General features: G+C 44.7%; 24 protein-coding genes, 1 tRNA gene and 2 pseudogenes. 17 read left to right on the top strand and 10 right to left on the bottom strand.

What is annotated here, in order from left to right; genetic code table 11:
- Positions 1 to 283: 283 nt before the first annotated feature.
- From thrS to rplT, 4 genes are all read left to right on the top strand, one after another.
- Positions 284 to 2,212, top strand: a complete 1,929-nt coding sequence (thrS, locus tag AC5YBZ_RS09365; protein ID WP_494519040.1) for a threonine--tRNA ligase — start codon at positions 284 to 286, stop codon at positions 2,210 to 2,212.
- A 3-nt stretch (positions 2,213 to 2,215) separates the two neighbouring features.
- Positions 2,216 to 2,758: a translation initiation factor IF-3 gene (gene infC / locus AC5YBZ_RS09360; RefSeq protein ID WP_475516985.1), complete on the top strand. Its 543-nt coding sequence runs from the start codon at positions 2,216 to 2,218 to the stop codon at positions 2,756 to 2,758.
- An 87-nt stretch (positions 2,759 to 2,845) separates the two neighbouring features.
- Positions 2,846 to 3,040 (top strand): 50S ribosomal protein L35, encoded by a 195-nt coding sequence (gene rpmI / locus AC5YBZ_RS09355; protein ID WP_011865828.1) that lies wholly within the window; start codon positions 2,846 to 2,848, stop codon positions 3,038 to 3,040.
- An 18-nt stretch (positions 3,041 to 3,058) separates the two neighbouring features.
- Positions 3,059 to 3,418, top strand: a complete 360-nt coding sequence (gene rplT, locus AC5YBZ_RS09350) for a 50S ribosomal protein L20 (protein ID WP_011865827.1) — start codon at positions 3,059 to 3,061, stop codon at positions 3,416 to 3,418.
- A gap of 131 nt (positions 3,419 to 3,549) precedes the next feature.
- Here the strand turns inward: rplT and trxB are convergent, their stop codons facing one another.
- Positions 3,550 to 4,503, bottom strand: a complete 954-nt coding sequence (gene trxB / locus AC5YBZ_RS09345; protein WP_494519041.1) for a thioredoxin-disulfide reductase — start codon at positions 4,501 to 4,503, stop codon at positions 3,550 to 3,552.
- A 132-nt stretch (positions 4,504 to 4,635) separates the two neighbouring features.
- The gene (gene ald, locus AC5YBZ_RS09340) at positions 4,636 to 5,751 is read right to left on the bottom strand and encodes an alanine dehydrogenase (protein WP_494542849.1); all 1,116 of its coding nucleotides are present in this window, start codon (positions 5,749 to 5,751) and stop codon (positions 4,636 to 4,638) included.
- Between the two features lie 178 nt (positions 5,752 to 5,929).
- On the opposite strand from ald, the gene lrp reads away from it, so the two are divergent.
- The 6 genes from lrp (at position 5,930) to serS (ending at position 12,840) form a co-directional block, all read left to right on the top strand.
- Positions 5,930 to 6,433 (top strand): leucine-responsive transcriptional regulator Lrp, encoded by a 504-nt coding sequence (gene lrp, locus AC5YBZ_RS09335; protein ID WP_110457698.1) that lies wholly within the window; start codon positions 5,930 to 5,932, stop codon positions 6,431 to 6,433.
- Between the two features lie 179 nt (positions 6,434 to 6,612).
- Positions 6,613 to 9,129 (top strand): DNA translocase FtsK, encoded by a 2,517-nt coding sequence (locus tag AC5YBZ_RS09330; protein WP_494542848.1) that lies wholly within the window; start codon positions 6,613 to 6,615, stop codon positions 9,127 to 9,129.
- A 71-nt stretch (positions 9,130 to 9,200) separates the two neighbouring features.
- Entirely contained in the window at positions 9,201 to 9,827 is a 627-nt protein-coding gene (lolA, locus tag AC5YBZ_RS09325; protein WP_494521620.1) for an outer membrane lipoprotein periplasmic chaperone LolA, read from the top strand.
- 8 nt (positions 9,828 to 9,835) lie between these two features.
- On the top strand, positions 9,836 to 11,167 hold the full coding sequence (locus tag AC5YBZ_RS09320; protein ID WP_494519044.1) for a replication-associated recombination protein A: 1,332 nt from the start codon (positions 9,836 to 9,838) through the stop codon (positions 11,165 to 11,167).
- A complete protein-coding gene (crcB, locus tag AC5YBZ_RS09315; protein ID WP_494519045.1) occupies positions 11,160 to 11,534 on the top strand; it encodes a fluoride efflux transporter CrcB in 375 nt (124 codons plus the stop codon). Before AC5YBZ_RS09320 ends, crcB begins: the two co-directional genes overlap by 8 nt.
- 19 nt (positions 11,535 to 11,553) lie before the next feature.
- Positions 11,554 to 12,840 carry a serine--tRNA ligase gene (serS, locus tag AC5YBZ_RS09310; protein WP_494542847.1) on the top strand — a complete coding sequence of 429 codons (1,287 nt, stop codon included), beginning with the start codon at positions 11,554 to 11,556 and terminating at the stop codon, positions 12,838 to 12,840.
- Positions 12,841 to 13,065: 225 nt separating this feature from the next.
- On the opposite strand, the pseudogene AC5YBZ_RS09305 reads toward serS, so the two are convergent.
- The 6 genes and pseudogenes from AC5YBZ_RS09305 to punR all read right to left on the bottom strand — a co-directional run bounded on the left by AC5YBZ_RS09305 (position 13,066) and on the right by punR (position 16,396).
- Positions 13,066 to 13,403: pseudogene (locus AC5YBZ_RS09305) on the bottom strand (TusE/DsrC/DsvC family sulfur relay protein).
- Positions 13,400 to 13,672 (bottom strand): sulfurtransferase complex subunit TusB, encoded by a 273-nt coding sequence (gene tusB / locus AC5YBZ_RS09300; RefSeq protein ID WP_494519048.1) that lies wholly within the window; start codon positions 13,670 to 13,672, stop codon positions 13,400 to 13,402. The pseudogene AC5YBZ_RS09305 and the gene tusB overlap by 4 nt, the downstream one beginning before the upstream one ends.
- Positions 13,672 to 14,028, bottom strand: coding sequence for a sulfurtransferase complex subunit TusC (gene tusC, locus AC5YBZ_RS09295; protein WP_494519049.1), 357 nt, complete (start codon positions 14,026 to 14,028; stop codon positions 13,672 to 13,674). Before tusC ends, tusB begins: the two co-directional genes overlap by 1 nt.
- 59 nt (positions 14,029 to 14,087) lie before the next feature.
- Entirely contained in the window at positions 14,088 to 14,477 is a 390-nt protein-coding gene (tusD, locus tag AC5YBZ_RS09290; protein WP_494519050.1) for a sulfurtransferase complex subunit TusD, read from the bottom strand.
- Between the two features lie 127 nt (positions 14,478 to 14,604).
- Positions 14,605 to 15,266 (bottom strand): annotated as a pseudogene (locus AC5YBZ_RS09285) (Bax inhibitor-1/YccA family protein).
- A gap of 227 nt (positions 15,267 to 15,493) precedes the next feature.
- A complete protein-coding gene (gene punR / locus AC5YBZ_RS09280; RefSeq protein WP_494519052.1) occupies positions 15,494 to 16,396 on the bottom strand; it encodes a DNA-binding transcriptional activator PunR in 903 nt (300 codons plus the stop codon).
- A gap of 117 nt (positions 16,397 to 16,513) precedes the next feature.
- Here punR and punC point away from each other — a divergent pair, with 117 nt between their 5' ends.
- Positions 16,514 to 17,779 (top strand): purine nucleoside transporter PunC, encoded by a 1,266-nt coding sequence (gene punC / locus AC5YBZ_RS09275; RefSeq protein ID WP_494523568.1) that lies wholly within the window; start codon positions 16,514 to 16,516, stop codon positions 17,777 to 17,779.
- A gap of 149 nt (positions 17,780 to 17,928) precedes the next feature.
- A tRNA-Ser gene (locus AC5YBZ_RS09270) sits at positions 17,929 to 18,019 on the top strand.
- Positions 18,020 to 18,454: 435 nt separating this feature from the next.
- Here AC5YBZ_RS09270 and AC5YBZ_RS09265 read toward each other — a convergent pair.
- Entirely contained in the window at positions 18,455 to 18,748 is a 294-nt protein-coding gene (locus AC5YBZ_RS09265; protein WP_494542846.1) for a tyrosine-type recombinase/integrase, read from the bottom strand.
- A 128-nt stretch (positions 18,749 to 18,876) separates the two neighbouring features.
- On the opposite strand from AC5YBZ_RS09265, the gene AC5YBZ_RS09260 reads away from it, so the two are divergent.
- Complete coding sequence (locus AC5YBZ_RS09260; protein ID WP_494523563.1) at positions 18,877 to 19,389, top strand: type II secretion system protein; 513 nt, start codon at positions 18,877 to 18,879, stop codon at positions 19,387 to 19,389.
- 491 nt (positions 19,390 to 19,880) lie between these two features.
- Entirely contained in the window at positions 19,881 to 20,537 is a 657-nt protein-coding gene (locus AC5YBZ_RS09255; RefSeq protein WP_494519056.1) for a glutathione S-transferase family protein, read from the top strand.
- Positions 20,538 to 20,835: 298 nt separating this feature from the next.
- Here AC5YBZ_RS09255 and msrA read toward each other — a convergent pair whose 3' ends face one another.
- On the bottom strand, positions 20,836 to 21,315 hold the full coding sequence (gene msrA, locus AC5YBZ_RS09250; protein WP_494523562.1) for a peptide-methionine (S)-S-oxide reductase MsrA: 480 nt from the start codon (positions 21,313 to 21,315) through the stop codon (positions 20,836 to 20,838).
- 296 nt (positions 21,316 to 21,611) lie between these two features.
- Between msrA and astE the strand changes: the two genes are divergently transcribed.
- From astE to AC5YBZ_RS09235, 3 genes are all read left to right on the top strand, one after another.
- The gene (astE, locus tag AC5YBZ_RS09245) at positions 21,612 to 22,655 is read left to right on the top strand and encodes a succinylglutamate desuccinylase (protein ID WP_494519058.1); all 1,044 of its coding nucleotides are present in this window, start codon (positions 21,612 to 21,614) and stop codon (positions 22,653 to 22,655) included.
- A gap of 207 nt (positions 22,656 to 22,862) precedes the next feature.
- Positions 22,863 to 24,041: a thiamine pyrophosphate-dependent dehydrogenase E1 component subunit alpha gene (locus AC5YBZ_RS09240; protein WP_494519059.1), complete on the top strand. Its 1,179-nt coding sequence runs from the start codon at positions 22,863 to 22,865 to the stop codon at positions 24,039 to 24,041.
- A gap of 3 nt (positions 24,042 to 24,044) precedes the next feature.
- Positions 24,045 to 25,022 carry an alpha-ketoacid dehydrogenase subunit beta gene (locus AC5YBZ_RS09235; protein WP_494519060.1) on the top strand — a complete coding sequence of 326 codons (978 nt, stop codon included), beginning with the start codon at positions 24,045 to 24,047 and terminating at the stop codon, positions 25,020 to 25,022.
- The last annotated feature ends 6 nt before the right edge of the window (positions 25,023 to 25,028 follow it).

The following is a 25,028-nucleotide window of genomic DNA, read 5'->3' as shown; positions in this document are numbered from 1 at the left end:
AACAGCTTCTAGAATAAGGGTTATCTGAGTAAAGTAATGGCATGACAGCTAAATGTCACCTACGGAAGCTAACGGATAGCAATTACAGGTACAGTTTTTTAGGACGTTGAGTCGAGTCAGACCTGCTTTGCTCTTGCGGTTTGTAGCTCAGCCCCCTAAAATAACCGCCTTGCATTGAAGAACCCCAAAACTTTAGTAATGTTTTGCTCTTCAGATGCTTATTTCTTTTGACTTACTAACCAAGTGGCCCTACGTGGGGGTCACCACTGGATAAGGAATTTTCATGCCTGTTATTACACTTCCTGATGGAAGCAAACGTGAGTTTGCCCATGCCGTATCTACACTTGATGTCGCCGCTGATATCGGTCCAGGTCTTGCCAAAGCCTGTATCGCAGGACGCGTTAATGGTGAGCTCAAAGATGCTTGTGACCTGATTGAATCAGATGCGGAACTTGCGATCATCACAGCCAAAGATGAAGAGGGCGTTGAGATATTACGTCACTCGTGTGCGCATCTATTAGGTCATGCCATTAAGCAGATGTGGCCAGAGACCAAGATGGCAATTGGACCTGTGATCGACAACGGTTTTTACTATGATATCGATCTTGATCATAAGTTGACCGACGATGATGTCGCCGAGCTAGAAAAACGCATGTTGGCGCTAGCAAAAACCGATTATAAAGTGATTAAGCGCGTAGTGAGCTGGCAAGAGGCACGCGACACGTTTGAGTCGCGCGGTGAAGTGTATAAGATGGCAATTTTGGATGAGAACATCAGCAAAGATGATTCGCCAGCACTTTATCATCACGAAGAATATATCGACATGTGTCGCGGACCTCATGTACCGAACATGAAGTTTTGTCATCACTTTAAGTTAATGAGTGTGGCCGGTGCTTACTGGCGCGGTAACTCTGACAATAAAATGTTACAACGTGTCTACGGTACAGCATGGGCCGATAAAAAAGCATTAAAGACCCACCTGACTCGCCTAGAAGAAGCGGCTAAACGCGACCATCGTAAAATTGGTAAGCAACTTGATTTGTACCATATGCAAGAAGAAGCACCGGGAATGGTGTTTTGGCACAATGATGGTTGGAGTCTATTCTTAGAATTAGAAAAGTTCATTCGCCAAAAGTTAGGCCAATATACTTATCAAGAAGTGAAAGGTCCATTAATGATGGATCGCGTACTTTGGGAACGCAGTGGTCATTGGGATAAATATTCTGAGGCAATGTTTACGACGCAATCAGAAAATCGTGAATATGCGGTTAAACCGATGAACTGTCCAGGTCATGTGCAGATTTTTAACCAAGGTTTAAAATCATACCGTGATCTCCCTTTACGTATGGCTGAGTTTGGCTGCTGTCATCGTAACGAGCCATCCGGCTCTTTACATGGCTTGATGCGCGTACGTGGTTTTACTCAAGATGATGCGCATATCTTCTGTACCGAAGAACAAGTGCAGCAAGAAGTTAGCGCCTGTATCAAGATGGTTTACGATACCTATGAAACATTCGGTTTCAAAGATATCGTGGTCAAGTTGTCGACGCGCCCAGAGAAACGTATTGGCGATGACGAGATGTGGGATCGTGCCGAACAAGCATTAATGGACGCATTGCAGGCAAATGAGATTGAATATGAGATTTTGCCAGGCGAAGGTGCCTTCTATGGCCCTAAAATTGAATTTACATTGCATGATTGCTTAGACAGAGCGTGGCAATGTGGTACAGTGCAGCTCGATTACGCACTGCCGGGCCGTTTAGGGGCAACTTATGTTGCCGAAGACAATAGTCGTCAAACGCCAGTGATGATCCATCGTGCTATTTTAGGCTCCTTAGAGCGCTTCCTTGGCATTTTGATTGAGGAATATGCGGGTAAATTCCCAACATGGCTTGCACCTGTGCAGGCTGTTGTAATGAATATTACCGATAAACAATCGAATTATGTGGATGAAGTTGTCAATTTATTCAAAGATCAGGGAATTCGAGCTTCGAAAGACTTGAGGAATGAGAAGATAGGCTTTAAAATACGCGAACACACACTAAGGCGTGTCCCCTATCTATTGGTCGTTGGTGACCAAGAAATGGAAAATAGGGAAGTAGCGGTGCGAACCAGAGATGGTGTTGACTTGGGTAAAATGCGAATCGAAGATTTTGCTGCCAAAGTCAAACAACAAATTTCGCTCCGTAGTCTAAAAATGTTGGAGGAATAGGTCATAAAGATCAAAAAAACAGATGCGCGCAAAGCAGCGGCAAATAGAATTAACGAACTCATTGTAGGCGTATCAGAGGTACGTTTAAGTGGGTTAGATGGTGAAGTTATCGGTATTGTCAGCCTCAAGGAAGCTCAAGAGCTTGCAGACGAAGCTGGTGCTGATCTGGTAGAGATTAGCCCTAATGCTGAGCCGCCTGTATGTCGTATTATGGACTACGGGAAGTTCATTTTTGAGAAAGGGAAAGCTCAAAAAGAACAAAAGAAGAAGCAAAAACAGATACAGGTGAAGGAAATTAAATTCCGTCCCGGTACTGATGAAAACGACTATCAGGTAAAACTACGCAACCTGACGCGTTTTCTAAATGACGGCGACAAAGCGAAAGTTACGCTGCGTTTCCGTGGTCGCGAGATGGCTCACCAGAGTCTTGGTATGAATCTTTTGAATCGTATTAAAGATGACTTGGCTGAGATAGCAGTTGTTGAGTCCTTTCCAAAAATGGAAGGACGTCAGGCTGTGATGGTACTTGCGCCGAAAAAGAAATAGTAAGGCAACCATAAAAAGTAGCAGAGACCTTTTTAGGGACTCTGCTCGCCTTGCGTTTTATTAATGTCCCAATGCGGAGTTTTAGCAATGCCTAAAATGAAAACAGACAAGGGTGTACAAAAGCGTTTTAAGAAAACCGCTAACGGTTTTAAGCGCAAACAAGCCCATTTACGTCATATTTTGACAAAGAAGAGCACTAAGCGTAAACGTCACTTACGTGCAAAATGTTTAGTTGCAAAGTCTGATGTGCCAGCAATCGCACGTCAACTACCATACGCTTAATTAAAGGAGTAAAGAACAATGCCTAGAGTTAAGCGTGGTGTAACCGCTCGTGCTCGTCACAAGAAAGTACTTAAACTAGCCAAAGGTTATTACGGAGCTCGCTCACGTACTTACCGTGTTGCAAAGCAAGCCGTAACTAAAGCTGGTCAATATGCTTACCGTGACCGTCGTCAAAAGAAACGTCAATTCCGTCAACTATGGATTGCACGTATCAATGCGGCTTCTCGTCAAAATGGTCTGTCTTATAGCCGTTTCATCAACGGTCTTAAGAAAGCGTCTATCGAAATCGATCGTAAGATTTTGGCTGACATCGCTGTATTCGACAAAGTTGTATTTGCAACTTTAGTTGAAAAAGCAAAAGAAGCATTAGCTAAGTAATTAGTATGTATTGCTTAGAAAAGGGGCCTTAGGGCCCCTTTTTTTATTTTAGATCTGTATTGATATTAGTCTCTGAATTTTAGAGACAAAAAAAGCAGACTATGTCTGCTTTTTTTCATTATGGTTGTCGGTTATTTCAATGCATCTAAATATCTTTCGGCATCGAGTGCAGCCATACAACCCGTACCGGCAGAAGTGATCGCTTGACGATAATGTTGATCCATTACATCGCCTGCGGCAAATACACCCTCAATACTGGTTTGAGTCGCATTGCCATCTAAACCACTTTGTACTTTGATGTAACCGTTGTTCATCTCGAGTTGCCCTGCAAACATCTCAGTGTTTGGCTTGTGACCAATGGCAACAAAAACGCCCATCACTTCCAGATCTGTGATTGAACCATCTTTGGTGCTCTTCATCTTGAGGCCAGTAACACCCATATTATCACCAACGACTTCCTCTAAGGTATTGTCCAGATGAAGGATGATGTTGCCGTTCTCAACTTTATCCATTAAGCGTTTGGTTAGGATCTTTTCCGAGCGGAAGCTGTCACGACGATGGATAAGATGAACTTCAGAAGCAATATTACTCAGGTAAAGCGCTTCTTCAACAGCTGTATTACCGCCGCCAATCACAGCCACTTTTTGGTTACGATAGAAGAAACCATCACACGTTGCACAGGCAGAAACCCCTTTACCTTTAAATGCTTCTTCTGATTCAAGTCCCAAGTACATAGCTGATGCACCGGTTGAGATGATTAAAGCATCACAGGTGTACTCACCACTGTCACCTTTCAATTGGAAAGGGCGCACCTGTAGATTTACTTCATTGATATGATCGAATACGATTTCAGTGTCGAACTTCTCTGCATGCTTTTGCATCCGATCCATTAATGCTGGACCAGTAAGATCATCAGCATCACCAGGCCAGTTTTCAACTTCAGTCGTGGTGGTCAACTGACCACCTTGTTGCATCCCGGTGATCATTACAGGCTTCAAGTTGGCTCTAGCTGCATATACGGCTGCAGTATATCCGGCGGGTCCAGAACCCAAAATTAGTAAGTTACAGTGTCTAGCTTGGCTCATCTTTCTCTCCGTGCCTTTAGCGAATTGCAGCGATTGTAGGGAATTTAATGGTGAGGGTAAAGGCAATCTTTTAGATTGACCTAATCGAAAAAGGGAGCCCAAAGGCTCCCTCAACGGTGTTTTACCTAGAAATTAAGCTAACAAAATGTTTGGATCGACAAATTCCAGTGCTAAGGCTTCAGCCACTTCTTTACAGGTGATCTTACCATGCATTACGTTAAGCCCGTTAAGCAAGTGTTTATCTTGTAATAAGGCATTACGATAACCTAAGTCTGCCAGTTTTATGATATAGGGCAGGGTTGCATTATTTAATGCAACCGTCGATGTCCGTGCAACTGCACCAGGCATGTTAGCCACGCAGTAGTGAACCACGTCATCCACAATATAGGTAGGATCTTGATGAGTGGTTGCGTGAGAGGTTTCAACACAACCACCTTGGTCAATAGCAACGTCGACAATCGCGCTACCAGGCTTCATCTGCTTGATGTGCTCTTTAGTGACCAGTTTCGGCGCTGCAGCGCCAGGCACTAACACTCCGCCAATCACTAAATCTGCCTCTAATACATGTTTTTCAATAGCAGCAGCTGTTGAATAGATGGCTTTAACTCGATTATCAAACTGGGCATTTAACCGGCGTAGGGCATCGATGCTGCGATCTAGAACAACCACATCAGCACCGAGACCTACCGCCATTTGCGCAGCGTTGGTACCAACCATACCGCCACCGATAATGACCACTTTTGCTGGCTCAACCCCTGGCACACCGCCAAGTAACATGCCGCGGCCACCTTTAGATTTTTCAAGTGCCATGGCACCAGCTTGAATCGACATACGACCGGCAACTTCAGACATAGGGGCCAATAGCGGTAAACCACCACGATTATCGGTGACCGTTTCGTAAGCGATACAAACGGCGCCGCTGTTAACAAGATCGTTGGTCTGTGGCAAATCTGGCGCAAGGTGAAGGTAGGTAAATAGCAGTTGGTCTTGACGCAGCATCGCGCGCTCAACGGCTTGTGGTTCTTTAACTTTGACAATCATCTCGGCTTTTTCAAACACTTCTTCTGCAGTGTTTAAAATAGATGCGCCTGCATCAATATAGTCTTGGTCATTAAAGTCAATGCCTAAACCAGCATTGGTTTCCACGTAAACAACATGACCTTTATTGGTCAATTCGCGGACACTAGACGGTACCATACCGACACGATACTCGTGGTTTTTGATTTCTTTAGGTACACCAATTATCATCTTCGAGCCTCAAAATGTAGAAAAACCCATTTTTGTGGGTTGTATTGTTATTTTATATGACCTGAACGTGATTGTTTCAGGGAAATCTAGTATAGTATCACTTCGGTAGTGAATACTGCCGTATTTCGGGTGTATGCAGAACTAAATATTGTTTTAGTGATAAAGCAAGGTCAAAAATATGCTTAATAATAAAAAGAGTCCTATAAAAGACTTAGATCGGATCGATCGTAATATTCTTAATGAGTTACAAATGGATGGCCGCATTTCTAATGTTGAGTTGTCTAAGCGTGTAGGCTTAAGCCCTACGCCTTGTTTGGAGAGAGTTAAAAGACTCGAAAAGCAGGGATATATCAATGGTTATACAGCGTTAGTAAATCCTCATTTTCTTGGGGCGTCTTTATTAGTGTTTGTTGAGATAACGCTTAATCGTGATACTGCTGAAGTATTTGATAAATTTAATCGGGCGGTTCAGTTATTAGATGATATTCAAGAATGCCATTTAGTTTCTGGAGACTTCGACTATTTGTTAAAAACCCGCGTATCAGATATGTCCGCATATCGTCGCTTGTTAGGTGAAACCTTATTGAAGTTGCCTGCCGTTTCAGATACCCGTACATACGTGGTGATGGAAGAAGTAAAGCAAACCAATAGAGTGGCAATTAACGTCACGCTCGAATCGTAGATCTTTTTAAGTCGTAAAAAGGAGCTTTTAAAGCTCCTTTTTTTTTATGCCGCATATAATTTCATCAACAACCCGATTATCGTCTTCTATTACGCTGTATCAACAGGGAAAACGCTGCACCTTGCAGATTATTTTGATATCTTAGCGCTACCTATTATTTTTTCATCATGGGTTTTCGTTTGTCTAAGGGAAATAGTGTAAAAACACTCAGCGGCATACAGCGTCTACTAGAAGGTGGACTGATTTTTTGCTGTATGGTGGCAACATTTGTGCTACTGGCGTTAAGCAGTTTTGATTCTTCCGATCCGGGATGGAGTCAATCACATTTCGACGGTGAAATAAAAAATCTGACTGGCGCGGTAGGTGCTTGGCTGGCTGATGTTTTATTCTATTTTTTTGGCTATACAGCCTATATTATACCGGTGATCGTCGCCTTAACAGGCTGGTTGCTTTTTAAACGTATCCATAAGTTACTCGAAATCGATTACTTCTCTGTTGGCCTACGGCTTATCGGTTTTCTGTTGATCATGTTTAGCCTTGCGGCACTTGCTAGCATGAATGCTAATGATATTTATGAGTTTTCAGCTGGTGGCGTATCGGGGGATGTGATCAGCAGCGCCATGTTGCCCTATTTTAATCAACTCGGTACGACCTTACTGTTACTGTGCTTTGTCGGCGCAGGCTTTACCTTACTCACTGGGGTGAGTTGGTTAACCGTTATTGATGCTATCGGCTATGCCACTATTTGGTGCTTTAGGCAATTAAAAACAATTCCTGAAAAGTTCTCTAGCGCACCCGAAACCGATGACACTAAAGGCTTTATGTCTGTGGTTAATCGCTTTAAAGAACAGCGCCGCCAACACCATGAAAACACGTTTGATGCAGATGACCAAGATGATGACTTAACAGGTGATAGGCTTGTGAGCGATAACGACAGCATCATCGATATGGCTCATATTAACTCAGATGTGGATGATGCACGGCCATTGCTGAGTAAAGAAGAGAAACAAAGTAAAGCTCAATCAAGCCAAATAGCCCACTCAATCGACGCAGAAGTTGATGATGCTGAGATCGACTTTGAGAATAGACATTCGACAGGGGCGGTGGTTGCAGCTAAGCGATTGAAAGAGAAAGCTAAGATTGTCGACGGTGTTGTCGTCCTTCCCGGTGGCGACAGTGCACAACCCACTAAGCCCACCACGCCATTACCCGATATTTCATTGCTTGATGTCCCGAATCGCAAAGCCAATCCAATTAGTCCTGAAGAGTTGGACCAAGTGGCTAGGCTGGTTGAAGTAAAACTGGCTGACTTTAATATTGTCGCCAAAGTTGTTGGGGTTTTCCCAGGACCTGTGGTAACCCGCTTTGAATTAGAGCTCGCTCCAGGGGTTAAAGCATCTAAAATTACCAATTTATCTAAAGACTTAGCTCGCTCACTACTTGCTGAAAGTGTGCGTGTTGTCGAGGTGATCCCAGGTAAAGCTTACGTAGGTATTGAATTGCCTAATAAGTTCCGCGAAACGGTATTTATGCGTGATGTTTTGGATAGCAAAGCCTTTGCCGACAGTCAATCGCATCTGAGTATGGTACTTGGGCAAGATATTGCGGGTGAACCTGTTGTCGTTGACTTGGGTAAAATGCCTCATTTATTAGTGGCGGGTACCACTGGGTCGGGTAAGTCGGTCGGGGTCAATGTGATGATCACCAGCTTGCTATATAAGTCTGGCCCTGATGATGTGCGTTTTATTATGATTGACCCTAAAATGCTCGAATTATCTGTCTATGAAGGCATTCCGCATTTACTGTGTGAAGTGGTGACAGACATGAAAGAGGCGGCCAATGCACTGCGCTGGTGTGTCGGTGAGATGGAGCGTCGCTATAAGTTGATGTCCGCATTAGGGGTGCGTAATCTCAAGGGCTATAACGCTAAAATTAAAGAGGCCAAGGCACAAGGCGAGGTGATAACCGACCCGCTATGGCGCTCGCAAGATAGCATGGAGGAGCAAGCCCCCGAACTGGATAAACTGCCTTCCATTGTGGTGGTTGTGGACGAATTTGCCGATATGATGATGATTGTCGGTAAAAAAGTGGAAGAACTTATCGCCCGTATCGCTCAAAAAGCGCGGGCAGCAGGCATCCACTTGATTTTAGCGACTCAGCGTCCTTCGGTCGATGTGATAACTGGCTTAATTAAAGCCAATATTCCAACACGTATGGCGTTTCAGGTGTCATCACGCATCGACTCACGTACCATTTTAGATCAGCAAGGGGCCGAAGCTTTGCTCGGTATGGGTGACATGCTTTACTTGCCACCAGGTACGAGTGTGCCTAATCGAGTACATGGTGCATTTATTGACGACCATGAAGTCCATGCGGTTGTTGCTGATTGGCACCGCCGCGGTAAGCCACAATATATTGATGAAATTTTACAGGGCTCAGCGGAAGGTGAACAAGTCTTGTTGCCAGGTGAAGCGGCGGAAAGCGATGAAGATACCGATGCACTTTACGATGATGCCGTTGCCTTTGTTACCGAAACACGCCGCGGCTCAATCTCCAGTGTTCAACGTAAATTTAAGATTGGTTATAACCGCGCTGCGCGTATTATCGAACAGATGGAGGCGCAAGGTGTGGTGAGCTCTCAAGGACATAATGGTAATCGAGAGGTATTAGCGCCCCCGCCACCTAAAGTGTATTAAGTGATCTTGGGTGATAATGGTAGTTAAACTGCTTTGGCGCCATAGACATAAATAGGAACAGAAAAATCATGATGTTGAATCGAATTTCGTTACTCGCTTTAAGCTTGCCTTTGCTGTTTACCGCGCAGTCCAGTGCCGATAATGCGGCCTCTTTAAAGCAAAGACTAAGCGATTTAAATAGTTTAAAAGCCCAATTTAGCCAAACCGTTACCGACATTAACGGTAAGGTTATCCAGCAGGGCGAGGGAACATTTGCCCTTGCCGTGCCCAATCAATTTTATTGGCATTTAACCTCACCAGATGAGTCACTCATTGTGGCTGATGGTCAAGATGTGTGGATTTACAATCCGTTTGCCGAAGAGGTGTCTGTACTTGATTTAAATCAGGCTATTGAGGCATCTCCCATCGCTTTATTGGTTCATCGTGATGACTATACTTGGCAACAATATCAGGTCATCCAAGCTGACAACTGTTATTCCATCGCGCCTAAAGATGTCGATGCTGGGGTCGCCAAGGTTGAGGTGTGTTTTAACAGTACTAGTTTACACACTATGAAACTTGAAGATCAGCAAGGTAATCTCAGTGAGTTTAACTTGTCTGAACAAGCGACATTGACCGATGCCGATAAGACCCTGTTTGAATTTACGGTACCCGAAGGCGTTGATATTGACGATCAACGCTTAAAAGCAATTAAGTAGGCTAGCTTGTGTCAACGTTAACCTTTGATTTTGCCCCCGACTTTAGGCCTCTTGCGGCCAGAATGCGCCCAGAAACCATAGAGCAATATATTGGTCAAGGCCATCTGCTTGAGGCTGGAAAGCCGCTGCGCAAAGCCCTTGAGGCGGGGCGAGCCCACTCTATGATGCTGTGGGGGCCACCCGGTACAGGCAAAACCACCTTAGCTGAGTTAATTGCCAAGTACACTAACGCCCATGTTGAGCGGATTTCGGCGGTCACCTCAGGGGTTAAAGAGATCCGCACCGCCATCGAGCATGCTAAAAATGTCGCCCAATCTCGCGGGCAGCGCACCTTATTATTTGTTGATGAGGTACATCGCTTTAATAAGAGCCAGCAAGATGCATTTTTACCATTTATTGAAGATGGTACGGTGATTTTCATCGGCGCCACCACCGAAAATCCCTCATTTGAAATTAATAACGCGCTTTTGTCCCGGGCGAGGGTTTATTTAATTAAACGCTTATCTGATGATGAGATCAAAGCCATAGTGCAGCAGGCGCTGCATGATGAGCAGCGCGGCCTGGGTAAACGTCAGTTACAGATGCCCGATACGGTGGCGACAAAGTTAGCCACTATTTGCGAAGGGGATGCGCGTAAAGCCCTTAATCTTATTGAGCTAATGAGCGACATGATTGCCGATGGCGAATCCTTTAGTGAATCGCTGTTAATTGATGTGGCAGGTCAGCAATTGGCTGGGTTCGACAAAAATGGCGATCAATATTATGACCTTATTTCAGCGGTGCATAAATCGATTCGCGGCTCTGCGCCCGATGCGGCGCTGTATTGGTTTTGCCGTATGCTAGAAGGCGGCTGCGATCCGCTTTATATCGCCAGACGATTACTGGCCATCGCCTCTGAAGATATCGGTAATGCCGATCCGGTGGCAATGACGGTGGCACTCAATGCTTGGGACTGTTTTCACCGTGTGGGTCCCTCTGAAGGTGAGCGTGCTATAGCTCAAGCCATAGTGTATTTAGCCAGTGCGCCCAAAAGTAATGCGGTTTATACTGCCTTTAAAGCCGCGCGAACCTTAGCGCGTGAAACCGGTCAAGCTCCAGTGCCTAACCATCTGCGTAACGCGCCAACACAATTGATGGCCGATATTGGTTTAGGCGAGGGTTACCGTTATGCCCATGACGAGCCGCAATCCTACGCCAGTGGTGAATGTTATTTCCCTGCAGAGTTAGCTCAGAGTCGTTTTTATTATCCAACCGAGCATGGGTTTGAAAAACGGATTAAGGCTAAACTCGAATTACTAGCCCAGCTCGATAGCCAAAGTGAGTTGAAACGCTATGAGTAATCTACTGTTTGTGGCAATAGGTGGCTCAATTGGGGCTGTTTTTCGTTATCTGATCTCAATATTGATGATTCAGGTATTTGGCTCAGCATTTCCTTTTGGTACACTGGTCGTCAATATGATTGGCTCATTCTTGATGGGCGTGATTTATGCGCTAGGTCAAGTCAGTCATGTCAGTCCGGAAATGAAAGCACTCGTGGCTGTAGGTTTATTAGGGGCGCTGACAACATTTTCAACCTTTTCCAATGAAACCTTGCTATTAATTCAACAAGGGCAGTGGTTGAAAGCTTTTATTAATATCGCTCTGAACCTTTGTCTATGCCTTTTCATGGTTTACATAGGGCAGCAGTTGGTTTTTTCTCGCATTTAACTATTAAGAAACTAAAAACATGTTAGATCCCAAATTTTTAAGAACAGAATTAGAAGCAACGGCCGAGCGTCTCGCAACCCGTGGGTTTATTCTTGACGTTGGTCGTTTAAGCCAGTTAGAGGAAAAGCGTAAGTCGCTGCAAGTGGCGACCGAGGAGTTGCAAGCCTCGCGTAACGCCATCTCAAAGTCTATTGGTCAAGCCAAAGCTAAGGGTGAAGATGTAGCACCTATCATGGCGCAAGTAGGCGATTTAGGCGCAGAGCTTGATAGTAAAAAAGCAGAGTTAGCAGTCTTACTTGACGAACTTAACGCGATTGCGATGAGCGTGCCAAATCTACCTGACGAGTCGGCTCCGATTGGCGCGGACGAAAATGATAATGTGGAGATCCGTCGCTGGGGTGAAGCAACACAATTTGATTTTGAAGTTAAAGATCATGTTGATTTAGGTGAATTGCACAGTGGTCTTGATTTCAAAAACGCGGTTAAGATCACCGGTTCACGCTTTATCGTGATGAAGGGACAAATTGCCCGTATGCACCGTGCATTGGCGCAGTTCATGCTTGACCTGCACACCAATGAACATGGCTATACCGAAGCTTATGTTCCCTTATTGGTCAACGAAGACAGTCTGTTAGGCACTGGTCAATTGCCTAAGTTTGGTGAAGATCTGTTTCATACCAAGCCGGCTACTGAAGAGGGGCAGGGCTTAAGCTTGATCCCAACGGCAGAAGTACCGTTGACTAACCTTGCACGCGATACCATTATCGACGAAGATGAGTTGCCCGTTAAGCTTACTGCGCACACCGCGTGTTTTAGAAGTGAAGCTGGCTCATACGGTCGTGACACGCGAGGACTTATTCGTCAGCATCAATTCGATAAAGTTGAATTAGTGCAACTGGTTAAGCCTGAAGATTCGATGGCGGCGCTAGAAAGCCTAACCCAACATGCCGAAACCGTATTACAAAAGCTGGGGCTGCCTTATCGCACTGTGGTGTTATGTACTGGTGATATGGGCTTTGGCGCAGCTAAGACTTACGACATTGAAGTGTGGTTGCCTGCACAAAATACCTATCGTGAGATTTCATCTTGCAGCAATATGCAAGATTTCCAGGCTCGCCGCATGCAAGCACGTTATAAAGCCAAGTCAGCCAAAAAACCTGCATTATTGCACACACTCAATGGCTCAGGTTTAGCTGTTGGCCGTACTTTGGTCGCCGTGTTAGAGAACTATCAAAACGCCGACGGAACTATTACGGTACCCGAGGTGTTACGTCCTTATATGGGCGGCATGACCCAAATAGGCTAACGCTTAGAGAACATAGGCTTAATGGATAACGGTAGGCACTTTTTTCAGTGGCTGACCTATGTAGTCATTATCTGTATTTTCGTTGGCGTTATGCTAGCTACATTTGGTAAAGCAGTCTTGGTGATATTAAAAAACCTATAATAAAAAAGCCTAGCGATGCTAGGCTTTTTTGTATTGAATCAAGGTGCTATTGCTTATTGGTGAGTAGTCGACTCGCTACTCAATTTAAATACATTTTGCCGGTTTTGGCAGGCCTGCTACTTTCGTCGCTTGCTTGGCTAAGGTCCAGCAGGAAATAGCGTGTAAAGGTATTTTGAATTGCCTTTTTCGGCGCCGAGCGCCTGACCAATAGCTTTAACTAATACACGTATCGCTGGGCTGGTGTTGTATTCTAAATAAAAATTACGCACAAAATGTATCACCTCCCAATGGGCTGGCGTGAGTTCGATATTCTCACCCGCGGCGATCACCTTAGCCAACTCCTCATGCCAATCGTTGACATTTTTAAGATAGCCTTGAGCATCTGTTTCAATTTTTTCAGCTTGATATTGTATGTAGTTCACCAGCTTATCACCTTTGAATGAAGCAATGTTTGTTGCACAAACGCTTGTTGAGCAATACCTGAATAATTGACCAGCAGGTCGCCAAGTCCGCGAGCTTCAACATCGTCTTGCAACAGCAGTACGTTACGTTGTGCTACCGCTTGCTGCCATTGAGTCTGCAGTAACAGGTTGACGGCATCGCCACGCAGCAGCAGGGTATCTTGCTCAGCCATATAGCGCAAACAAGAGATTAGCGCGGTATCCGCGGTTTGAATAATATGTAATATCATTAGTATACAAACACCTCATCGGCTAGCTGTAATTGCGCGGTTATCGCCTTGGGCTCTAGTGGTTCGACCGTTATCGCACAGTGCTCAAGGTTGAGTGCTCTATCCTGTAAAGATTGATGGCAAATAAACACTTGCTCAATATCATAGAGAGGCAGAGCCTTAAAGGTTGCAATAAAATCACGGCATCCAATCTGCGCTGGCTGTTGATTAGGCAGCAGATTGAGCACACCATCATCGACAAATATTAAGGTTACTTGTTGTTCAAAACTGGCGCTAAGCAGCGCAAAATCAAGCCCTTCACGGCTACTGGCACTGCCATGAGGTGCATGGCGAAACACAACGGTGATTTTTTTCATCTTGTTCCTAAAAGAGACGCAGAAATCGAAACGTTAGCATCGAGCTAATCGCACCAAGACTAAAAGCAGACCACTCTATCAGCCTGCTCTATACCGGTCACCAACTCACCTAAACCGCCCATAACAAAAGGGCTATCACAGTTCCAATGGGCAAGTTGTTGTTCGCTGGCTTCTGTTTGCGATAACACGCCGCGTCTTAATGCGGCAGAAACGCAATTAATTAATGGGACATTATGCTGTTGGCCAAATGCTATCCAAGCCTTAGTGAGGTCGAATTCGTCAGATGCGGGACTATTTAAACCATTGGTTGATAATACGCCATCTTGATAAAAGAATACCCGCACTATTTCATGACCTTCAGCGATAGCCGCTTTGGCAAAGCACAATGCTTGAAAACTGGTATTTTGACCGTAGGCGGGTTGATTGACTTGAATTAACATTTTACTCATGAAGATCAATATTCCCAATAATAGAGCAAAAAAAGCTCCCATAATTGGGAGCTATTCTATCGTAATTTATCCCTATACCCCAAACAGACGCTGCAGTCCTTTAAGGGGGAGGTGATTAAGCGGTAAATTAATCGTCGTTACCGATCCCCATTAAGTGCAGAATAGAGATAAATAGGTTTAAGAAATCCAAGTATAGCGAGATAGTCGCACGGATATAATTGGTTTCACCGCCGTTAACGATGCGGCTGGTGTCATATAAAATGAACCCTGTCATCAGTAATGCGACACCCGCGTTAAGCGCCATAAATACGGTACCGCTGCCAATAAAGATATTGGCGATACCCGCAACGATGGCAATCACCAAACCGGCAATTAAAAAGCCACGCATGAATGAAAAATCTTTTTTAGTGGTTAGTGCATAACCAGACAGAGCGATAAACACTACTGAGGTTAAGCCTAAAGCCTGCATGATCAACTGAGGTCCGTTCGCCATGCCCGCATAGTGGTTAAGCATATAACCTAAAGACGCACCTTCCATGCCTGTAAAAGCAAACACCCAAAAAAGCCCTGCAGCAGATTCAGCTTTTCTTAATGTGACAAATAGCAGTACCAATCCGCCAAGGGATAATCCCAAAGACATCATAGAAGCCCAATCTGCATCGCCATGGCGAGGCCTGCACATAATGCAGAGAATGCGAGTGTCATCGACAATAGCATATAGGTATTTTTAAGCAGTTTATTAACAACTTCTGTCGAAGCATGTCCTGCGTACAGTGTTTCTTGTGTCATCTTTTTCTCCAGTGACCCGAAATAACTTTTGCTTAGCGTTATTGCTTAATCAGTGTGACTCAATGGTAAAAGTGTCCAATGATTATTTGAGTTCATTCATATTCAACAGTTCCATTAGGTGAATAGAATTTTACGCTAGTCAATGTCCATGGGTAAATCATACCTGAGCCAGCGCTGAGGTAAAAGCGCTAGTCGCTGATTAATACTAATTGGTTGATGCTAAATGATTAATGAAACCAATCTCGTTGCAATTTTTCACTGTCGCCTAAGTAATCCAATACCCACGCCATGGCCGGAGACATATTGGCATCGTTCCAGGCTAAGCAGCAAGGACTAGGGGCTTTGGGCCTCTCTAACTGTTTTTCGATAAGCGCGCCCGCCTGAATAAAAGGTGCTGCAAAATGTTTGGGCATATAACCTATACCTAAACCTTCACGGAAGCAGTTAATTGCACGTATCCAATCGGGAACGACTAAGCGGCGCTGATTTTCAAGCAACCAAGTCATGCGTTTGGGGATCTCTCGTGAGGTATCTTCAAGGCAAATGGCAGGGTAGGCCTTGAGTTCATCGTCAAGTAAAGGGCGGTCTATTGCAGCTAATGGATGATGTTTACTGACCAAGAAGGTCCAATCGATATGGCCCATATCTTTAAAACGATAATCGCCCCCAACAGGGATGGCAGTCGTTGCGCCAATGGCAATGTCGCTGCGACCTGTGGCGATAGACTCCCAAACACCATTAAACACTTCGATGCGAATGATCAGCTCGACATTGTCGAAATGGCGATAAAAATCGGCAATCAACACACTGATCTTATCCGCCCTGACAATATTATCTAGCGCGATAGATAATGTCGGCTGCCAACCATTAGCCACGCGTTTAGTATTGTCTTTTAGGTCTTCGATTTTGGTGAGCACTTGGCGAGCCTGTTTAACAAAGTGCTCGCCGGCCGGCGTTAAGCTAACACTGCGATGGTGACGTTCAAACAGCACCACGCCTAACTCATCTTCTACTTGCTTAACGGCGTAACTCACAGCAGAAGGCACTTTATGCAGCTTATTGGCTGCGGCGGTAAAGCTACCCGCGCGGGCCACCATGTCGATCAGTTTCATAGATTGTTCTGAAAGCATACTCTTGGGTCCTTGCTGTGAGAATTTTTCAAACCTGTAAGCAAAAATAAACGCTTCACAACCAATAAGCAAGTATCTACACTCCGCGACTCGTTATTTTGTTACTAGTGTGAATGTATGAATTTTATGAATAAATGCGGAAAATTGCTGTTTTTTATCTATCTTGCGTTGCTGAGTATGTTGGGTTTTGTTGCAACTGATATGTATTTACCTGCTTTCAAAGCAATTGAAGCAACATTTGGAGCGACCCCCAGCCATGTGGCAAGTTCATTGACCTTTTTCTTAGCTGGTTTGGCTATCGGTCAATTATTATATGGGCCATTGGTGCAGCGTTTTGGTAAGCGTAACAGCTTGCTATTTGGCTTAATGGTGTTTGGTTGTGCCAGTTATATGGTTGCGGTGAGTGATACTATGTGGCTGTTCAATCTTGGCCGCTTCTTCCAGGCCATTGGTGCCTGCAGCGCTGCCGTGATTTGGCAAGCCATCGTTATCGATAAATATGAAGCGACTGAAGCACAAAAAATGTTCAGTAATATTATGCCTTTGGTGGCACTCTCACCTGCGTTAGCGCCAATACTAGGTGCGTATGTATTAGAGCATAGTGAATGGCGCAGTATATTTATGCTATTGACTGGCCTCACAGTGCTGTTGATGTTGGCAACCATTATGTGGGTTAAATCGGAGCGAGTTGAAAGTAACGCTGCAGCACCTACAAAGGTGGGGGTGAGTTATCTTGATATGCTTAAGAGCCCACAATACCTGGGTAACGTATTAATATTTGGGGCTTGCTCTGCGGCGTTTTTCTCGTATCTGACGCTGTGGCCAATCACCATGGAACAACACGGTTACCAAGCCACTGAAATTGGCCTGAGCTTTATACCTCAAACAGTCATGTTTATTGTGGGAGGTTACATGAGCAAAGTGCTTATTCGCAAAATCGGTACTGAGCAGACCTTAACTATTTTATTGTTACTGTTTGGCATGTGTGTTGCTGGGATCGCCTTTAGCACCTTAGTGATGCAGGCCGACACCATTTGGCCTTTGTTGAGCATCTTTTCGGTATTAGCGGCGGCTAATGGTGCTTGTTATCCTATTGTGGTTAATTGTGCGCTGCAGGTCTTTAAGCAAGCTTCAGCGAAGGCGGCAGGTTTACAGAACTTTTTGCAGATAAGCTTAGCGTTTGGTGCATCATCAATTGTTGCGATATGGGCAATACATGCCGAAGTGACCATAGCTATTGCGATTGTGGTATCGTCGCTAGGTGTGCTGGTTGGATATAAAATGCGCCGTTTAAATAGCTGGGGCGAATTAAGAAAAAAGTTGAGTAAAGAACTGGCAACACCCGATAACTCTCGCGTTGGTATTAACAGCGACGAAAGTTAATCGCATTGATCATTCAGGGCCATCATGTTCTTTAAACATAGTTGAAAGTCAGTGATGCCCCTTAGTTGATGGTTAGTTAAGCAGTTGATGCCGCGAATACCATTTTTACTTTACATCGATTAAAGCGCGCTATATTATTCGCGGCGTTAGGAGAGATGGCAGAGTGGTCGAATGCACCGGTCTTGAAAACCGGCATGGGTTTATAGCCCATCTAGGGTTCAAATCCCTATCTCTCCGCCACATTAAAACAAAAAGCCCGTTATCGAAAGATAACGGGCTTTTTGCTGTTTGTACGACCACTACTTGTACTCGCTTATGATAGTGACTTGAACCCTAGGGTTCCTATTGTTTAAAGTCAGCTATCTCTTCGCCACATTAAAACAAAAGGCCTTATCGAAAGGTAACGGGCTTTTGCTGTTTGTACTATCACTATTTGTACTTCCGCTATTATTACTAGTTAAAGATAGCGACTTGAACCCTCGGGTTCCTATTGTTTAAAGTCAGCTATCTCTTTACCACATTAAAACAAAAGGCCTTATCGAAAGATAACGGGTTTTTTGCTATTTGTACGACCACTACTTGTACTCGCTTATGATAGCGACTTGACCCTAGGGTTAACTTTAAATTTTAAACAAGGCAAAATTTCAGTTCGATCCTAATGACAAGATTTAGGTTTTATCTGTCCAGTGGGCTGACGATGCCGGTTTGGTTGATACCCGCTGCATGAGTATAAATCTGGGTGGTTTTAAGATCTTTATGTCCAAGCTGTTCTTGTATGGTTCTTATATCTGTTCCATGTTGTAGAAGTTGAGTCGCGAACGAATGCCTGAAAGCATGGGCTGTGACTCGCTTACCCACCTGAGCCTGTTTTGTGGCGACTCTTAATGCTCGTTGAACTTGGCTATAGCTGATGAGATAGCGCACCCAGTAAAGATAAGACTTTTCCGTTTGCAAACTGTGAATCGCCACTGGTTTCCTAGATACCTTTTTGCTTAGGTAAAATTATCTAAAATCAACTAAAATCAATTTAAACTTATCGATAACGCCGTAGTAACCTAACACCCTAGTTAATAATGCCACCTAAAATGAGTCTTATTATGAAATCATCAGGATTTACCCTTATTGAGCTTGTTGTTGTGATCATTGTTCTTGGCATTTTAGCCGTGGTCGCTGTTCCTAAATTTATTGGCGTGACAAGTGAGGTCTTAATCGTAGAGATTCAAGATATGGAGGGCGAATTGAAAACCGCTAATAAATTGGTATTTTCTAAAGCCGCACTCGAAGGTAAGGAAGAGCTGGCTTTCAACGATATCCATAATCAAGTGGATTCATCACTGATCATCAATGGCAAAAAGGTCAGCCTGCATTATGGTCGTATCCAGGCAACCAAGTGGAATATCTATCAAGTCATGAACATTGATGAAGCTGACTGGACCGTGTTAGCTTCTTCTGGCGTTTATGCTCAAGCCTATTTCACCCCAAGAGGTGCGCCGGCGTTTGGCGCAACTAGCATACAAGAGATGGTCGATTCTAAATGTTATCTCAAGTATGGTTTCAGCCAAGAGCATTATAAAACGCCAAATTATGAGCAAGTCACCTCAGGTTGTTAAAGGCCTATTTAGCTAGCGCTAGTCAGTGTTAATCTATTATGACGGCCACTCAGCTCGGATTTTACTCTTTACTTTAATCATTTTTAAGCTTCGTTTTAAATAGTGGCGTGGGATCCCATTCCACATAAAAACCGATATCCATAGTTAATGACATAGACATTAGCCTCCGACTAAGCTTTGATTGAGCATGAAATCAGGAGGTTTTATGCCGCTCTCTGGCTAAACTCAAACGTGTACCTAAGACCTTTTATTATTGTTGTAGCCGTGCCGTTTGCCGTACCTTTGTGGGGGGCTCTTACACTTTAATGCGGCGTTATACGGTTTAGGATTAAGGCTTCTCCCATCCAATTTGAAGATGCACCAAAAGATATGGCTGTTTGTTATTTTAGTGGTGAAGCCGATGTGATTACTGGGCCTTGTGTTCGTAGCTTAAGGTGTATAGCATGGCTCGTTTTTAAATTAACTAATTCTAAATTAACTGAGGGTTTACGATGAGTCTGATAGTCTATGGTGTGCCGCTGTCGCCTTTTGTGCGTAAAGTATGTTTGTGCTTGGCCGAAAAGGCGCTGGATTATCAATTAGAGATAATTTCGCCGTTTGATCAGCCGTCTTGGTATAAAGAGATAAGCCCGCTTAACCGTATTCCTGCTATTAAAGATGGTGATTTCACCTTGGCAGATTCGAGTGTGATCTGCCAATACCTTGAAGAGCAATATCCGCAAGCAACAAGCTTGCTCGGCGACAATGCCGAGCAAAATGCGCGAGTGCGCTGGTTAGCTAAATATGCCGATGATGAGCTGGCACCATTAACCACCTTTAGCGTTTTTTCACAACGCATTATCCAAAAAAGCATGGGTAAAGAGTGTGACGAAGCCGCTGTGCAATTAACGCTGACAGAAAAATTACCGAGCCATTTCGATTACCTCGAACAGCAGTTAGCGGGTAATGATTATTTTGTCGCGGGAAAGCTCACCTTAGCCGATCTGGCTTTCAGTTGTCAGATGGTGAATATGGAGCACGCTGGTGAGACGATAGATGCGGCGCGCTGGCCATATTTGAGTGCCTTATATTTACGGGTTAAGGCGCGTGCATCGATGCAAGCCTTGTTACCGGCAGAGCAAACCATCATTGCCAAAATAACGGCCTAGTGATAACTCTGCTCTAGCTTTTGCTGGTGCAGGGCGCAACTAAGGCTTAGTTAGCCCGCGTGATCCTAACATTAGGTAGGCTGCAGTACAGGTTAGGCCGTTACATAAATGGCCATGATGGATAACTGATTGAATTGCCTTACAGATGAGACCAAAAAGCGGCTAATAACCTAATAGGTTAGCAGCCGCTTTTTTTGGATAAAACAAACGTACTATCTCGCTGCTCCGATCAAGAGTAACTTACTGAAAGTGGCTCTAAGAATAGCAGAGCAGGCTAAATACTGCGATTAACGGCTACTTAATAGGTCAAGTGACAACTGGGTAGCTTATTCTTTTCTAAGTAGTTTTGGTGATACTCTTCGGCGCGGTGAAACGGCATCGCTGGCACGATTTCTGTGACAATTTGGCGCTCCCCCCATTTTCCGCTTCGCGCTAAGGCAAGTTTCGATTGCTCAGCGGCCGCTTTTTGCTGCTGATCGTAAAAAAAGATCGCGCTGCGATATTGATGGCCTATGTCACCGCCTTGCATGTTGAGCATGGTCGGGTTGTGATTAGACCAAAATACGGCTAACAGTTGTTGGTAACTAACTTGGTGTTCGTCATATTCAACTTGAACCACTTCAGCGTGACCGCTATTACCTTGTTTGACTTGCTCGTAAGTGGTGCGCTTATCGTCACCGCCCATATAACCACAGCTTGCTGCTGTCACCCCTTCAATTTGTCTGAAAAAGTACTCAACACCCCAAAAACAACCAGCACCAAATGTGGCTATAGCCATTTGTACACCTCATGACTTTTAATTGATATGCCTATTCACCGGTAGAGGATGAAGCGCTTAGCATCACCTTACAACTAAAATAGACGTCTAGATGGCTTTATTGTGTGGTGGCTTGAATGAGAATGCAAGCTTAATTTATCGGTTACTGAGTTATTATGTGGTGACAAATGGCTGTCTGATCCGTTAAATGGTACTATCAGCCCTTGATAAACATAATACTAATAAATCCAAGGAGTCATGCCTATTACAGCAGATCAACATGATCTGTAAGGTATGAATAATGTAAGGAGTTTTGTGTGCCACAAGCACTAAATCTGTCGAATGACTTTTTGCAATTTACCCTCGCAAATCCAAAATCTATCCCAGAGCCGTTGACCTTTACCATAGGTGAACATACCCGCGTACATGTTTGGGATACCGGCGTGATTGCATTTGAGCCTTTATCTTGCGGCGATGCACCAGTCAAAAATATTGTATTGTCCAGTGCCATACACGGTAATGAAACCGCGCCCATTGAACTGTGTAACACGCTGATCACTCAGTTGCTCAGCGGTCAAATCATCACGCAGCAAAGGTTACTCTTTTTAATTGGTAACCCTGCGGCTATTTTAAATGGCACCCGTTTTGTCGAAGAAAACCTTAACCGGCTTTTTAGTGGGGCGCACTCCAGTGGGCAAGGACTCATCAACGCCGAGCGTGTGAGAGCCAAGAAGCTTGAACGTTATGTCGATCGCTTCTTTACTGGCGGTCAGCCTAACTCGCCGCGATATCACTACGACCTACACACCGCTATTCGCGGCTCCAAGCATGAAAAATTTGCCATTTATCCCTACCGTCAAGGTGCGCCTTATAGTGGTGAACAACTGATGTTTTTAGCCGCTTGTGGTATTAAAACAGTGTTATTTCACCATGAGCCAACCACCACCTTTAGTTATTTTTCTGCTCATAATTATCAAGCCCATGCGTTTACTATCGAACTTGGCAAGGTTATGCCGATGGGCCAAAATGATATGACACGCTTTATTGCGCTCAAAACAATGCTAATTCAATTAATTAAAGGTGAGCCTTTGGCATTACCTGCATTCGATCCTAGCCAGCTAAACCTCTATCAAGTTAATCGCTCTATCAATAAGGGTTATGATGATTTTGAGTTTACGTTTGCCAATGACGTGGAGAACTTTACCGCGTTTCCTAAAGGTTATGTGTTAGCTAAAGAGGGGGGGGCAGAGGTTAAGGTCGATGCTGCATTCGAGTCTATCGTGTTTCCTAATGCCAATGTGCCCGTTGGGCAAAGAACGGTGCTCTGTTTGGTGCCCGCAGCGGATTATCGGGTTGACTAAAGCCTTAGCGCGCTAAGGATTGTAAAGCTATATATACATCAATGTTAGATGCTAGTTATCCCCTTTAAACATGTTGGGCTTGATAGGTAGTTTACGTTAACGTAATTTAAACCTCACGTGTGAAGCATAATAATGGCCAGTGATTAAGTGTTACGCTTAATCGCTGGCAAATAAATAACAAGAAAACTCAGCTGATAAGAGAATAGTATGAGCAACACTAAGAGCACAACAGAAACTGTCCATAGGGTCAGCTTTCTTGATAAGGATTCGCTGTCAATCCCGATGTTAAAGATCCTTCAAGCAGACGGCACCACGTTTGAAGAAGCGGTATTACCTGTGATTGACCAAGCCTTAGCTGAAAAAATTCATGACACGTGCGTATTCACCCGAGTACTCGACGAACGTATGTTAGGTGCACAGCGTCAGGGCCGCATCAGCTTCTACATGACTTGCACCGGTGAAGAAGCCTCTATCGTTGGCAGCGTCGCGGCGCTCGATGATGAAGATGTTATCTTAGCGCAATACCGTGAGCATGCCGCGCTGCGTTACCGTGGATTTACCACCGAGCAGTTTATGAACCAGATGTTCAGTAATGAAAAAGATCTGGGCAAAGGCCGTCAAATGCCGATTCACTATGGTAGCAGTGCCTTACATTATCAAACCATTTCATCGCCACTGGCGACGCAAATACCACAAGCCACTGGGGTCGGTTATAGCCTTAAAATGCAGGGTAAACGTAATGTTGCTATCTGTTATTTCGGTGAAGGTGCCGCCTCTGAAGGAGATTTTCACGCCGGATTGAATATGGCCGCCGTGCTCAAGTCGCCGACGATTTTTTTCTGTCGTAACAACGGCTATGCCATCTCAACGCCGACCAGTGAGCAGTTTGCCGGCAATGGTATTGCTAGCCGAGGGGTGGGCTATGGTATGCACACCATACGCGTAGATGGTAACGACATGTTAGCTGTGCTTGCCGCTACCCAGCAAGCCAGAGCCTATGCGCTAGAGCATAATGCGCCAGTACTCATTGAAGCGATGACCTATCGCTTAGGCGCACATTCATCGTCTGATGATCCCTCTGGCTATCGCTCCAAAGAGGAAGAGGCGAAGTGGCAACAGCATGATCCCGTGCAGCGTTTTAAATTGTGGATGATCAATAAAGGTTGGCTAACCGAAAGCGATGACAGCGCACTGTATGACAAATATCGTCAAGAGGTGTTAGCCTCGGTTAAAGTGGCTGAAAAGCTGCCTGTCGTGACCATAGATGAACTGATAACCGATGTGTATGACACGCCAACGCCGCGTCTCGAACAGCAACTCAAAAATCTTAAACAACATATTAAAAAATATCCAGAGTCCTATCCAAATAGCGCAGGGAGAGTCTAAATCGTGGCAAAGATCAATATGTTACAAGCCATCAATGATGCCTTAACCATTGCAATGGAAACCGACGAAAAAACGGTATTGTTTGGTGAAGATGTAGGCCACTTTGGTGGCGTATTTCGTGCCACCTCAGGCTTACAGGAAAAATTTGGCCGCGATCGCTGTTTTAACACCCCACTGACCGAGCAAGGCATTGCCGGTTTTGCTAACGGTTTAGCCTCAAACGGCATGACCGCGATTGCCGAAATTCAGTTTGCCGATTATATCTTTCCTGCCATTGACCAAATCGTCAACGAGTCGGCCAAGTTTAGGTATCGCAGTGGTAACGAATTCAACGTCGGTGGCATCACTTACCGCACTCCTTATGGCGGAGGTATCGCTGGTGGTCATTATCATTCGCAATCACCTGAAGCTTATTTCACTCAAACCGCAGGCTTAAAAGTGGTTGTGCCACGAAATGCCTATCAGGCTAAAGGGTTATTATTAGCGTCTATTCGCGACAACAACCCTGTGGTGTTTTTCGAGCCTAAACGCTTGTACCGCGCCAGTGTCGGTGAAGTCCCTGAAGGCGCCTATGAGATAGAGCTAGGTAAAGCTGAAGTGGTTAAAGAGGGCACCGATATCACCTTACTGGCTTGGGGGGCGCAGATGGAGATCATCGAAAATGCAGCTTCGATGGCAGCCAAAAAGGGCATTTCATGCGAAATCATCGATTTACGTACACTTGCCCCATGGGATGTTGAGACCGTCGCGGCGTCAGTTAAGAAAACCGGTCGCTTGCTCATCAATCACGAAGCGCCATTAACCGGTGGTTTCGCTGGTGAAATTGCTGCCACGATTCAAGAAGAGTGTTTCTTGTATCTTGAATCTCCTATTAGCCGAGTGTGTGGCCTAGATACGCCTTACCCCTTGGTGCACGAAAAAGAATATATGCCAGATGCGCTCAAAACGTTTGAAGCGATCAAAGCATCGATGAAATATTAGGAGCGC

It is taken from the genome of Shewanella sp. 553, assembly GCF_059338375.1.
The sequence above is the reverse complement of the archived record's forward strand: the minus strand, read 5'-3'. Positions and strand labels throughout refer to the sequence as shown.

Coding starts and splice junctions, on each gene's coding strand:
- thrS (WP_494519040.1), top strand. CDS start 284: ATGCCTGTTATTACACTTCCTGATGGAAGCAAACGTGAGTTTGCCCAT.
- rpmI (WP_011865828.1), top strand. CDS start 2,846: ATGCCTAAAATGAAAACAGACAAGGGTGTACAAAAGCGTTTTAAGAAA.
- rplT (WP_011865827.1), top strand. CDS start 3,059: ATGCCTAGAGTTAAGCGTGGTGTAACCGCTCGTGCTCGTCACAAGAAA.
- trxB (WP_494519041.1), bottom strand. CDS start 4,503: ATGAGCCAAGCTAGACACTGTAACTTACTAATTTTGGGTTCTGGACCC.
- ald (WP_494542849.1), bottom strand. CDS start 5,751: ATGATAATTGGTGTACCTAAAGAAATCAAAAACCACGAGTATCGTGTC.
- lrp (WP_110457698.1), top strand. CDS start 5,930: ATGCTTAATAATAAAAAGAGTCCTATAAAAGACTTAGATCGGATCGAT.
- lolA (WP_494521620.1), top strand. CDS start 9,201: ATGTTGAATCGAATTTCGTTACTCGCTTTAAGCTTGCCTTTGCTGTTT.
- crcB (WP_494519045.1), top strand. CDS start 11,160: ATGAGTAATCTACTGTTTGTGGCAATAGGTGGCTCAATTGGGGCTGTT.
- serS (WP_494542847.1), top strand. CDS start 11,554: ATGTTAGATCCCAAATTTTTAAGAACAGAATTAGAAGCAACGGCCGAG.
- tusB (WP_494519048.1), bottom strand. CDS start 13,672: ATGATATTACATATTATTCAAACCGCGGATACCGCGCTAATCTCTTGT.
- tusC (WP_494519049.1), bottom strand. CDS start 14,028: ATGAAAAAAATCACCGTTGTGTTTCGCCATGCACCTCATGGCAGTGCC.
- tusD (WP_494519050.1), bottom strand. CDS start 14,477: ATGAGTAAAATGTTAATTCAAGTCAATCAACCCGCCTACGGTCAAAAT.
- punR (WP_494519052.1), bottom strand. CDS start 16,396: ATGCTTTCAGAACAATCTATGAAACTGATCGACATGGTGGCCCGCGCG.
- punC (WP_494523568.1), top strand. CDS start 16,514: ATGAATTTTATGAATAAATGCGGAAAATTGCTGTTTTTTATCTATCTT.
- AC5YBZ_RS09260 (WP_494523563.1), top strand. CDS start 18,877: ATGAAATCATCAGGATTTACCCTTATTGAGCTTGTTGTTGTGATCATT.
- AC5YBZ_RS09255 (WP_494519056.1), top strand. CDS start 19,881: ATGAGTCTGATAGTCTATGGTGTGCCGCTGTCGCCTTTTGTGCGTAAA.
- msrA (WP_494523562.1), bottom strand. CDS start 21,315: ATGGCTATAGCCACATTTGGTGCTGGTTGTTTTTGGGGTGTTGAGTAC.
- AC5YBZ_RS09240 (WP_494519059.1), top strand. CDS start 22,863: ATGAGCAACACTAAGAGCACAACAGAAACTGTCCATAGGGTCAGCTTT.